Annotated in this window: 11 protein-coding genes; 4 read left to right on the top strand and 7 right to left on the bottom strand. The window is 68.9% G+C overall.

Annotated features, from left to right (window positions below; all coding sequences use genetic code 11):
• Window positions 1-4: 4 nt before the first annotated feature.
• The 3 genes from ABL838_RS11275 to czcI all read right to left on the bottom strand — a co-directional run bounded on the left by ABL838_RS11275 (window position 5) and on the right by czcI (window position 3,249).
• On the bottom strand, window positions 5-1,399 hold the full coding sequence (locus tag ABL838_RS11275; RefSeq protein ID WP_418125368.1) for an efflux RND transporter periplasmic adaptor subunit: 1,395 nt from the start codon (window positions 1,397-1,399) through the stop codon (window positions 5-7).
• A 26-nt stretch (window positions 1,400-1,425) separates the two neighbouring features.
• A complete protein-coding gene (locus ABL838_RS11270) occupies window positions 1,426-2,775 on the bottom strand; it encodes a TolC family protein (protein WP_418125367.1) in 1,350 nt (449 codons plus the stop codon).
• Window positions 2,776-2,874: 99 nt separating this feature from the next.
• Complete coding sequence (czcI, locus tag ABL838_RS11265; RefSeq protein ID WP_418125366.1) at window positions 2,875-3,249, bottom strand: cation efflux protein, CzcI family; 375 nt, start codon at window positions 3,247-3,249, stop codon at window positions 2,875-2,877.
• A gap of 176 nt (window positions 3,250-3,425) precedes the next feature.
• On the opposite strand from czcI, the gene ABL838_RS11260 reads away from it, so the two are divergent.
• Window positions 3,426-4,103 carry a heavy metal response regulator transcription factor gene (locus tag ABL838_RS11260; RefSeq protein WP_126018189.1) on the top strand — a complete coding sequence of 226 codons (678 nt, stop codon included), beginning with the start codon at window positions 3,426-3,428 and terminating at the stop codon, window positions 4,101-4,103.
• Entirely contained in the window at window positions 4,100-5,422 is a 1,323-nt protein-coding gene (locus ABL838_RS11255) for a heavy metal sensor histidine kinase (protein ID WP_418125365.1), read from the top strand. The genes ABL838_RS11260 and ABL838_RS11255 overlap by 4 nt, the downstream gene beginning before the upstream one ends.
• A gap of 6 nt (window positions 5,423-5,428) precedes the next feature.
• On the opposite strand, the gene ABL838_RS11250 is transcribed toward ABL838_RS11255, so the two are convergent.
• Window positions 5,429-6,682: a cation:proton antiporter gene (locus ABL838_RS11250; protein ID WP_184636454.1), complete on the bottom strand. Its 1,254-nt coding sequence runs from the start codon at window positions 6,680-6,682 to the stop codon at window positions 5,429-5,431.
• A gap of 31 nt (window positions 6,683-6,713) precedes the next feature.
• Window positions 6,714-7,031: a winged helix-turn-helix transcriptional regulator gene (locus ABL838_RS11245; protein WP_126018181.1), complete on the bottom strand. Its 318-nt coding sequence runs from the start codon at window positions 7,029-7,031 to the stop codon at window positions 6,714-6,716.
• Between the two features lie 129 nt (window positions 7,032-7,160).
• Here ABL838_RS11245 and ABL838_RS11240 point away from each other — a divergent pair, with 129 nt between their 5' ends.
• Entirely contained in the window at window positions 7,161-7,733 is a 573-nt protein-coding gene (locus ABL838_RS11240; RefSeq protein WP_418125364.1) for a carboxymuconolactone decarboxylase family protein, read from the top strand.
• A gap of 7 nt (window positions 7,734-7,740) precedes the next feature.
• Here ABL838_RS11240 and ABL838_RS11235 read toward each other — a convergent pair whose 3' ends face one another.
• Window positions 7,741-10,062 (bottom strand): heavy metal translocating P-type ATPase, encoded by a 2,322-nt coding sequence (locus tag ABL838_RS11235; protein ID WP_418125363.1) that lies wholly within the window; start codon window positions 10,060-10,062, stop codon window positions 7,741-7,743.
• 69 nt (window positions 10,063-10,131) lie between these two features.
• Here ABL838_RS11235 and cadR point away from each other — a divergent pair, with 69 nt between their 5' ends.
• Window positions 10,132-10,602 (top strand): Cd(II)/Pb(II)-responsive transcriptional regulator, encoded by a 471-nt coding sequence (gene cadR, locus ABL838_RS11230; RefSeq protein WP_418125362.1) that lies wholly within the window; start codon window positions 10,132-10,134, stop codon window positions 10,600-10,602.
• Between the two features lie 26 nt (window positions 10,603-10,628).
• On the opposite strand, the gene cysE is transcribed toward cadR, so the two are convergent.
• A complete protein-coding gene (cysE, locus tag ABL838_RS11225; RefSeq protein WP_126018171.1) occupies window positions 10,629-11,399 on the bottom strand; it encodes a serine O-acetyltransferase in 771 nt (256 codons plus the stop codon).
• Between the last annotated feature and the right edge of the window lie 52 nt (window positions 11,400-11,451).

Genomic DNA, 11,451 nt, shown 5'->3' with positions numbered 1-11,451 from the left:
TTCCTCAGTGGGTGTGCGTGGCCGAGCTCTTGCCCTGCTGCGACTTCACGACGAAGCTGCCGCTGGCCGCATACGCCGTACCGGGCTTCAGCCCGCCGACGATCTCGACGCGCTTGCCGTCGCTGCGGCCTGTCTGCACGTGCTGCGGCAGGAAGCCGCCGGGCACGCGCAGGAACACGGTGGGCTTGTCTTCCACGGTCTGCACCGCGTCGGCCGCGACCGTCACGGGCGCCTCGGTCTCGGAGGCCACCAGCTCGACATTCACGAAGAGGCCCGGGCGCCAGATGCGGTCGGGGTTGGTCAGCGTGACGCGCGCCGTGGCGGTGCGCGTCTGCGCGCCGATCAGCGAGCCCACGTACGAGACCTTGCCGGTCGCGGTCTGGTCGAAGGCGCTGGAGCGGATCTTCACCTGCTCGCCGACGCGCACCAGGTTCAGGTTGCTGGCGGCCACGCTGATCTCGGCCCACACGGTCGACAGGTCGGAGATGGTGAAGACGTTGACCGCCTCGCCCACCGATTCGCCGAGCGAGATGTGCTTCTCGACCACCATGCCGTCGAAGGGCGCGCGCAGCTCGTAGCGGCCCAGCGCCGACGAGCCGGGCGTGGCGCCCAGCGCCAGCAGCTTCTGGTTGGCGTTGGCCACGGCGATGCGCGCCTCCTGCATGGCCTGCTCGGCCTGCAGGTAGTCCTGCTGCGGCGAGATCTTCTCCTCCCACAGCTTCTTCTCGCGCTCATACGTCGTGCGGGCCAGCTCCAGCCGGCGCTGCGCCGACTGCAGCTCGCTGCGCTGCTCAGAGAGCCCCGGGCTCGACAGCACCGCGAGCACCTCGCCGCGCTTGACCTCCTGGCCCAGGTTGGCCGGCACGCTGTCGACCACGCCCGCCACGCGCGGCACCACATGCGCCGTGCGGTCTTCGTTGAACTTGATCTCGCCGGGCAGCTGCAGCGACAGCTTGATGCGCGCGGGGCCGGCGCTCTCGATGGCGATGTCGGCAGCCTTGATCTGCTCGTCGGTGAAGGCGATCTTTTCCTCGTCTTCCTTGTGGGCGGCGGACTTCTCTTCGCCTCTGGTTTCGCCGGAGGCTGCCTTGGCCTCGCCCTTGCCTTCCTCGGCGTGATGCTCCTTGTCGCCGTGGCCCTTGGCCTCGCCGTGGTTGTGGTCATGGTCTTCGCCGGCCTTGGCCTCCTTGTGGCCCTCTTCCTTGTGGCCGCCCTCCTCGTGGTGCTCGCCGTCGCCATGGCCGGCGGCTTCCGAATGGCCGGCCGCCTCGGGCTTGGCTGGCGCGCTGCGCAATATCAGCGCCCCGGCACCCGCGCCCAGCACGAGCACCGCCGCGATGGCGATCAGCTGCTTCTTGCCGACACGCTCGGCGAAAGTCTTGCGTTCTTCTGTGTTCATGATCTGTGGAATTCCTTGTTTGCCTGTCAGCGCGCGACGGGCGTGGTCATCGCGGGAGCGGTCGCGTCGCCTTCATTGCCCAGCAGCCGGTCGAGCTCTCCCGCGGCGCGGTGCGCGTCGGCCAGGGCGAGCAGGTACTGCGCGCGCACCTGGAACAGCGTGCGCTGCGCATCCAGCGCTTCGAGAAAGCTGAACTTGCCCAGCTCGAAGCCCTTGGTGGCGGCCTTGTAGGCGCTCTCGGCGCCGGGCAGCGCGTCGCGCTGCAGCGTCTCGGCGGTGGCGTGCGCGGAGCGCAGGCGCTCGGTGGCCTGGGCCACGTCGGTGCCCAGCTGCAACTCGGCGGCGGCGAGGTCGTCGCGTGCCTTTTCCTCGCGGCTCAGCGCCTCGGCGACGTTGCCCCGGTTGGTGTCGAAGATCGGCAGCGGCACCGACAGCCCCAGCACCACCTGGTTGCGCCGGCTGCTGCCGGTCTCGCCCTCGGAAGCCGGCACGCGCTTGGCGCCCAGCGAGACGGTCACGTCGGGAATGCGCCTGGCGCGCTCCAGGTCGGCCAGCGCCTTGCGCCGATCGACCTCGAGCCGCGCCTGCCGCACCACCGGTGCATCGGCGAGCCTGCCGGCGATGTCCTGCGCCGAAGCTATCGCCGGCAGCTGGTCGACCGCGCCATCCACCTGCGTGAAGCGGGGGGCGGGATTACCCCACAGCGCTGCGAGCTGCTGGCGTGCCGAGCGCAGCGTGCCCTCGGCCTGCATCAGCTCGACGCGGATGCCGGCCTCGGCCACGCGCGCCTTGGTTTCCTCCAGCGGCGAGACCTTGCCGGCAGCCACGCGGTTGGCGGCAGCGCGGGTGGCGGTCTGCGCGAGGCCCACCGAATCCTGCGCGAGCCGCAGGCGCTCCTGCGCGGTCAGCACGTCGAAGAAGGCTGTGACAGTGGCCGCGCGGATCTCGGCGCGGCGCCCAGCCAGCGCCGAGGCCGCCTGGTCGCGCGCCCGCTCGGCCGCTGTGACGCGGGCCGAGCGCTTGCCGCCCAGCTCAATGGGCTGGCTCAGCTGCAGCGTGGTGGTGCGGTTGTCGCGACGCATGTCTTCCAACTGCACGTCGAGCGTGGGGTTGGGCCAGGCGCCGGCCTGGACGACGGCGCCCTCGGTGGCCTCCTGCTCGCGCAATGCGGAGGACAGGCCGGGGTTGGCCCGCATCGCCATGGCGACGGCGCTGCGAAGGGTCAGCGGACCCGCGGGCTCCTGCACACGGGTGTTGGCCGCACCGGACGGCGCGGGTTGTGAATGGGGGACTCCGGCGGAGGCCTGAGCGACCTGCGAAAAAGCCGGGGGCGCCGCCATGGCCAGCACGGCCAGCGGCACGAAGAGCGTGCGCATCGAATTCTCCTGGGTTGCGAAACAACGGACGGACGAATTCGGCGAGAGCTCGGCTAGCTGATGGTGGGTATCAGAAGGGGGTGGTGTGCTCTCGCCGAATCAGGAGGCGAGAGACCAGTCGGGGCGGACCGGAACGTCGGAGACATGCGAGGCGAAACGCTCGTCGGGCGTCGCGCGCAGCGGCTGGGCCACACGCGCCACGGAGGCCACCGGTTCGTCCAGCGCATCGGCATGCTGGGCATGGCCGAAGTGGCAGACGGCGCAATCGCCGACCACCGCATTGGGCTGGGTGCTGGAGTTCTTCTGCGCACCTTCGCCGCTGTGGCTGCGGTCGGTGCCGCGGGTTTCGCTTTCGTGGTGGCCCCAGTGGTCGGGCCGGGTGTCGCGCTCATGCTGGCAGTACGCCGATGCCGACGCCCAGCTGAACTGGAACGGCAGCAGGACGAGCATGAAGATGAGGAACCAGCGGCGCATGGAGGCAAAAAGTATATCGGCGGGCTGCATCGGGCATTTCGGCAATGGCCCTGCAAGGCGCAGGCCCTGAACGAAGCGGGCCGGCGCAATGTACGACCGGGGGGTGAGGCTTTGTCTGTCAGCAGGATTACCGAAACGTAACCCCCGTACCGTAAGTGCTTCGATACCATCCGCAGATGCGAATCCTTGTCATCGAAGACGAGCCCAAGCTGGGCGACTACCTCAAGAAGGGGCTCGAGGAGAACGGTTACGTCGTCGACATAGCCCGCGACGGCATCGAGGGAAAGTACCTCGCCACCGAGGGTGACTACGCGCTGATCCTGCTCGATGTGATGCTCCCCGGCATCGACGGCTTTGCCGTGCTGCAGGCCATCCGCCGCACGAAGAACGTGCCGGTGCTCGTGCTCACGGCGCGCGACAAGGTCGAAGACCGCGTTCAGGGGCTGCAGCAGGGCGCCGACGACTATCTGGTCAAGCCCTTCTCCTTCTCCGAGCTGCTGGCGCGCGTGCAGGCCCTGCTGCGCCGCGGCAAGCCGCAGGACTCTACGGTGCTGCGGCTGGCCGACCTGGAGGTCGACCTGGTCAGCCGCAAATGCATGCGCAACCGCACGCGGCTGGATCTGACGGCCAAGGAGTTCACGTTGCTGCTGGTGCTGCTGCGCCGACGCGGCCAGATTCTTTCGCGCACCACGCTTGCCGAGCAGGTGTGGGACATGAACTTCGACAGCGACACCAATGTGGTGGAAGTGGCCATCCGCCGCCTGCGCAGCAAGCTCGACGACCCCTTCGAGGTGAAGCTGCTGCACACGGTGCGTGGCATGGGCTACGTGCTGGAAGACCGCTCCTGGACTTGAGCGCCCGGCCGCAATCCCTGCAGAGCCGGCTGTCCCTCTGGCTCGCCGCACAGACCCTGTTCGGGCTGAGCGTGATCTGCTTCGCCATTTACCTCGTCACCGCCTGGAACTTCGGCCAGAAGCAGGAAGAGGAGCTCGCCAACAAGGCGGTGCTGGTGGAGCACCTGCTGCTGGAGGCCGAGAAAGGCGGCGACCTCGTCTTCCTGCGCCACAAGCTCGACGACTTCTTCTCGATGCAGGACGACGTGACGCTGTCGATCTCCGCCGGCGGCAGGCGGCTCTTCGAATCGAGGCCCGCCACCGGCGGCAAATGGATGCTGCGCGACCTGCAGGTGCCGTGGACTCAGGCCGGCGCCACCACGCAGCTGTCGGTGCGCCTCGGCGTGAACACCGCGCAGGAAGCCCAGCTCCTGCGCCGCCTGGCGTGGACGCTGCTGGGCGCCGTGGTGCTGGGCACCGCGCTGGTCTCGCTCACCGGCATGTGGCTGGTGCGCCGGGGCCTGAAGCCGCTCAAGACGCTGACCGAGCGCACCGCCGCGATGGCGCCCGACAAGGCCAACCAGCCCATCGACGCCAGCGACTTCGCCGAAGAGCTGCGCCCCTGGATCACCCAGTTCAACGCCCTGCTGCTGCGGGTGCAGCGGGCCTATGTACAGCTCGAATCCTTCAACGCCGACGTGGCGCACGAACTGCGCACGCCCCTGGCCAACCTGATCGGCTCCACCGAACTCGCTCTCACCCGCCCGCGCAGCAACGAGGAGCTGCAGACCGTGCTCGCCTCCAACCTGGAAGAAGTCGGCCGGCTCTCGGGCATCGTCACCGATATGCTTTTTCTCTCGCAGGCCGAGCGCGGCGCGCCGATGCGCACGCGGGCGGTGGCGAGCCTTGCGGCGCAGGCAACCGACGTGATCGACTTCTACGACGCCATGCTGGAGGAAGCCGGCCTGCGCGCCGAGGTGCGCGGGGAGGCCATGGCCGATGTGGACGCGGCGCTGCTGCGTCGCGCGCTCTTCAACCTGCTGGGCAACGCCATACGCTTCGCGGCGCCGGCTTCGACGATACGCATCGAGATCGGCGAGGAAAGCGCCACCGAGTTCGCCGTGGCCGTGGTCAACAAGGGCGACCCCATCGACCCCGCCGCCCTGCCCCGCCTGTTCGAGCGCTTCTATCGCGCCGCACAGGCCCGCGACGGCTCCACGCGGCACCACGGGCTGGGCCTGTCGATCGTGGAAGCCATTGCCCGCATGCACGGCGGGCGGGTGTTCGCGGCCAGCCGGGGCGGCGAGACGCGTATCGGCTTCACCGTGGCGAAGCGCTGATGGAAGTCAGGGCTTGGCGTGCGCGGCGTCCGCTGCAACCGCCTGCTTGCGGCCGATGAACAGGTTGATCAGCGGCCCCGTCATCGCGGTGGTCGCGAGCGCCATCACCAGCAGCATGGTGAAGAGCTCGGGGCCGATCAGCCCCGCGTCGAGGCCGATCTTCATCACGATGAGTTCCATCAGCCCGCGCGCGTTCATCAGCGAGCCGGTGGCCAGGCTGTCGCGCCAGCCGTAGCCCGCCATGCGCGCGCCGGCCGCGCCGCCGGCGATCTTGCCCACGGTGGCAACGCCCACGATCAGCAGCATCGCGCCCAGGCTCGCGCCCGAGAAGGCGTTGGCCGTGGTGCCAAGTCCGGCAAGGGCGAAGAAGAGCGGCATCAGCACCACGATGGAGATCGGCTCGATGCGCTCGGTGAGCGACTTCAGCAGCCGGTCGTCGCGCGGCAGGCAGGCGCCGAACAGGAAGGCGCCGAACACCGCATGCAGGTGCAGCCACTCGGTGACCAGCGAAGTTGCCAGCAGGCCGATCATCAGCGCCGCCATCACCGTGGTCGAGGGCTCGCCTTCGGGCGCCTTGACGCGCAGCAGCCACGCGAAGGCCGGCTTGAGCCCGAGGAACAGCGCCGCAAGCACCACCGCCATGCCCAGCGTGGTCTTCAGCAGCCCCTGGTAGCCCTCGCCCGCGCCGACCAGCGCGACCACCACGGCCAGCAGGATCCAGGCGAACACGTCGACCACGGCAGCCGCGCCCAGCGAGAGCTGGCCGAAGGGCGTGCGCGTCATGCCGCGGTCTTTCAGGATGCGCGCCATCACCGGGAAGGCGGTGATCGACAGCGCCGCCGCGATGAAAAGAGCAAAGGGCCAGAAGCCGACACCTGCCGGCGCGAGCGTGGGATGCAGCGCCGGTGCGATCGCGATGCCCAGCGCCATGGGCACGACCACGCTCAGCACGCCCACGTAGCCCGCCGAGCGCAGCTGCTCGCGCACGCCCTTCGAGGCACGCAGCTCGAGGCCGACCACGAACATGAAGAGCACCAGCCCCAGCGTGGAAAGCGAGGAGAGCCCCTGCAGCGACTCCTTCGAGAACAGCTGCGCGTGCAGCGAGGGAAAGAGCGCGCCCATCACGACCGGCCCGAGCATCAGGCCCGCGGCCATCTCGCCGACCACGCCGGGCTGGCCCACATGGCGAAGGATCCAGCCGCAAAGACGCGCAGTGACCAGGATGACGATGAGCTGCAGCAGGAGCGAAGTGACGGACATCGGGTAGCCGGGAGTTGGATTTCGGCCGATGTTAGTTCGAAGCCGCGTCATCGAGCCAGCGGTTGGCCCACTGGTTCAGCGGCAGCAGGCGCCTGACCAGCTCCGCGCCGGCCTCGGTCAGCACATAGCCCGCCACGGCGAGCTCGACCACACCGGCCGCGCGCAGCTCCTTGAGCCGGTCGTTCAGCACCGAGGGCGACATCTGGTCCGTGCTCGTGCGCAACGCCCTGAAGCTCTGAGGCTGCCCGTCGCGCAGCTCCCAGAGGATGCGCAGGGTGCCCTTGCGGCCGAGCTGCTCCAGCAACCGCATGACGGGGCGGCGCGATGCGGCGGGTTGTGCGTCTTCCATGCGAAGCCTTCATTGATCGATCGTGCGAGTGTACGCGCTTGCGCTACGCAATTCGTAGCGATAGACTGCGATCGACCGCTACGTATTCCGTAGCGATTTCAACCCGGTTGCAACGAAGGAGACAACCTCTTGACCGACACCACCACACAGCGCACCCCGCGCATCCCCCCGCTCGAAGCCCCCTACCCCGAGCCCATCGGCGAGCTGCTCACACGCATGACGCCGCCGCAGGCGCCCGAAATACTCGCGCTGTTCCGCGTGCTGGCCGTCAACCCCGCGCTTGCCGAGCGCACGATGGAACTCGGCCGCTACCTGCTGGGGCGCAAGGCGGCCATCAGCCTGCGGGAGCGCGAGATCGTCATCCTGCGGGTCTGCGCCCGCTGCGGCGCCGAATACGAATGGGGCGTTCACTGGACCGGATTCGCCGACGCCGCCGGCTTCGACGACATCGACCGCAGCGTGATGGCATCGCCCGACGGCGATCTCTCGCTGCTCGCCCCACGCGACCGTCTGCTGGTGTCGATGGTCGATCAGCTCCACCACACCAGCGACGTCGACGACGCGCTCTGGGAAGCCCTGCGCGCCCACTGGAGCCACGCACAGCTCATCGAACTGATGATGCTCGCGGGCTGGTATCACTCGGTGAGCTACGTCTGCAATGCGGCGCGCGTGCCGCTGGAGAAGTGGGCCGCGCGCTGGTAAGGCTCGCTCACTTCTGCGCGCGCATCAACCGCAGCCCGTTCGCCACCACCAGCAGGCTGGCGCCCATGTCCGCGAACACCGCCATCCACATGGTCGCGCTGCCGAACACGGCGAGCACGAAGAACACGGCCTTGATGCCCAGCGCCAGCGTGATGTTCTGCCAGAGCACCGAGTGGGCGCGGCGCGAAAGACGGATGGTTTCGGGGATGCGGCGCAGGTCGTCGTTCATGATGACCACGTCGGCCGCCTCCATCGCGGTGTCGGTGCCGGCGCCGCCCATCGCGAAGCCGATGTCGGCCTGCGCGAGCGCGGGGGCGTCGTTGATGCCGTCGCCGGTCATCGCTGCGGCGCCGTAGCGCTGCTGCATGGCCTTGACGGCGTCGAGCTTCTCTTCGGGCAGCAGGTTGCCGCGCACGTCCTCGATGCCGGCATGAGCGCCGATTGTCCTGGCGGTGGCGGTGTTGTCGCCGGTGAGCATCACGGGCATGACGCCCAGCGAGCGCAGCTCGGCCACCGCCGCCTGCGACGATTCCTTGATGGTGTCGGCCACCGCGAAGAGCGCGAGCACGGCCTTGTCCGAAGCCAGCAGCGTGACGGTGCGGCCGGCTTCCTCGTGGCGCTCGAGGTCGGCTTCGAGCGACGGTGTGCAAAGGCCGCGCTCCTCGATCAGCCGGTGGTTGCCCAGCACATAGACCTGCCCAGCATGCGCGGCCTGCACGCCGCGGCCGGGCAGCGCGGTGAAGTCGGCGACGGCGCCCTGCGGTCCCTTCAGCCCCTCGGCGATGGCCTTCGACACCGGGTGATCGGAGCGGCCGGCAATGCTCGCAGCCACGGCGAACACGGCCGCCTCGTTGCCCGAGGATTCGCCGATCAGCGACGACTCCACCAGCTTCGGCTTGCCTTCGGTGATGGTGCCTGTCTTGTCCAGCGCCACGGCCTTGAGCTTGCGCGCCTCTTCGAGGTAGGTGCCGCCCTTGATGAGAATGCCGCGCCGCGCGGCCGAAGCCAGCGCGCTCACCACCGTCACCGGCGTGGAGATCACCAGCGCGCACGGGCAGGCGATGACCAGCAGCACCAGCGCCTTGTAGATGGCCTGCAGCCAGGTCCAGTCCATGAAGAACGGCGTGAGCACCGCGACGGCCAGCGCCAGCACGAAGACGGTGGGCGTGTAGATGGCGGCGAACCTGTCGACGAAGCGCTGCGTGGGCGCGCGCGAGCCCTGCGCCTCCTCGACCGCGTGGATGATGCGCGCGAGCGTGGTATTGGCCGCTACGGCAGTCACGCGGAACTCCAGCGCGGCAGTCTGGTTGATGGTGCCGGCGAACACTTGGTCGCCGATGGTCTTGTCGACCGGAATGCTCTCGCCGGTGACCGGCGCCTGATCGATCGCGCTGGAGCCTTCGGTGACGATGCCGTCCAGCGGCACGCGACCGCCGGGGCGGATGCGCGCGATGGCCTGCAGCGGCACCTCGCTCGCCATCACCGTCTTCCAGCTGCCATCGGCCTGCTTCACCTCCGCCTGCTCGGGTGCGAGCGCCAGCAGGCTCTGGATGGCGTTGCGCGCGCGGTCCACGGCGCGGGCCTCGATGAGCTCGGCAATGGCGTAGAGCGCCATCACCATCGCGGCCTCGGGCCACTGGCCGATGATGAATGCGCCGGTGACGGCCACCGCCATCAGCGCGTTGATGTTCAGGCGCCCGCGCACCAGCGCCGCGAAGCCCTTCTTGTAGGTGTCGAGGCCCGCGAGGCCGATGGCACCAAGCGCCAGCGCCATCTCGAACACCATGAAGCCCCGGCCCTCCAGCCCCATGAACGAGACCGACTCGGCCGCGATCGCCAGCACCAGCGCCGCAACCAGCCGCGCGAGCCCCGCGCTCATGCCGGCGATCTTCGCGGGCGCTGCCGGGGCTGCCTGCGCGCCCGGTGCATTCAGCGGCTCGGGCTTGAAACCCGCCTTGCGGATGGCGGCAAGCGCCTCGGGCAGCACGCCGTCGTCGGTGGTGATGGCCATGGTGCGCTCGCCGAGGCGGAAGCGCAGCGCCTTGACGCCCGCGATGGGCTCCAGCGCACGGCGGATTTCGGACTCTTCCACCGCGCAGTCCATGGTGGGAATGCGAAAGAGCAAGGCGCCGGTGGGCACGTCGCTCACATCGGGCGCCAGCGGGATCGCCGAGTGGCTGCTTGCGCTGCAGCCGCAGCATGCATCGGCCGCCTTCGGCTGCGTGTGCTCGTGGGTGTGACCATGTCCCTCTTCATGGGCATGCGGATGCGGATGAGAGTGCGCATGCGCGCGCGGCACGGGCGGGTTCAGGGCGTTCTGGTTCGTCATGGAATCGATTGGAAACCCTGAAGCAGGTGTAGAGTCAATCACTCATTCCACTTGTTCATTTGCCGCATCATGAAAATCGGTGAACTGGCCAAGGTCGCGAACACGCCGGTCGAAACCATCCGGTACTACGAGCGCGAGCAACTGCTGCCCGAGCCCGCGCGCACCGAGGGCAACTACCGCATCTACGACGAAGACCACGCCCAGCGCCTGGGCTTCATCCGCCGCTGCCGCTCGCTGGACATGACGCTGGACGAGATCCGCAGCTTGCTCAAATTCCGCGATGCGCCGCAGGAAGACTGCGGCGAGGTCAACCAGCTGCTGGACGACCACATCGGCCACGTGGCCGCGCGCATCGCCGAGCTGAAGACGCTCGAGAAGCAATTGAAGGCGCTGCGCCAGCAGTGCTGCGGCCCCGAATCGGCGAACGCCTGCGGCATCCTGCAGGAGCTGGACACCACCGCGCTGGCACCCGAGAGCTTCGGGCAGCACGCGGGCCACGTCCACGGCGCGCTGCATGCGCCGGCCAAGCGCGGCGGCTGACCGCGCTTCTTTTTTCTCTTTTCCTTCTACTTGCCGATGAGCTGCGAGAGCTTGTCGGCCTCGAAGCTCTCGTCGCGCGCCGCGTCGCCCGGCACGCAGTCCTTGCTGCCGGGTTGCGCCGAGAGCTTCTCGATGGCCTGCCACAGCAGCGCGATCTGGTGTTCCTGGCTCGATGCGTTTTCGATCAGGCTGCGCATGGCCTGGCTCAGCGGGTCGTCGTCCTGCGTGATGCCGTAGGCAGAGAACTTTTGCGGCGTGGCCACGTCGGCGCTCTCGCCGGCCTTCGAGGGGATGATCCGCGCCGGGATGCCCACCGCCGTCGCGCCGGCCGGCACCGGCTTGATGACCACCGCGTTGCTGCCGATCTTGGCGCCGTCGCCCACCACGAAGCCGCCCAGCACCTTGGCCCCGGCGCTCACGACCACGTCGCGCCCCAGCGTCGGATGCCGCTTGGTGCCCTTGTAGAGCGAGGTGCCGCCCAGCGTCACGCCCTGGTAGATGGTGCAGCCGTCGCCGATCTCGGCCGTCTCGCCGACGACGACGCCCATGGCGTGGTCGAAGAACACGCGCTCGCCGATCTTGGCGGCGGGGTGGATCTCGATGCCGGTCAGCCAGCGGGCCCAGTGCGCGATGGCGCGCGCGGGCCACTTGAAGCCATGGGTCCAACAGGCGTGCGCCCAGCGATGCAGCACCACGGCGTGGAAGCCGGGGTAGACCGTGATCACTTCCCAGGCGCTTCGGGCGGCCGGGTCGCGTTCGAGGATGCACCGGATGTCGGCGCGCAGTCTGGAGAACATCGCTGCCTTGTGCCTTCTGTCTGTTGTCGTTATATCGATAGGGGCCGCGCAG

Source organism: Variovorax sp. 160MFSha2.1 (assembly GCF_048305075.1).
Taxonomy (GTDB): Bacteria; Pseudomonadota; Gammaproteobacteria; order Burkholderiales; family Burkholderiaceae_C; genus Variovorax; species Variovorax guangxiensis.
This window is presented reverse-complemented; position numbering and strand designations above follow the sequence as displayed.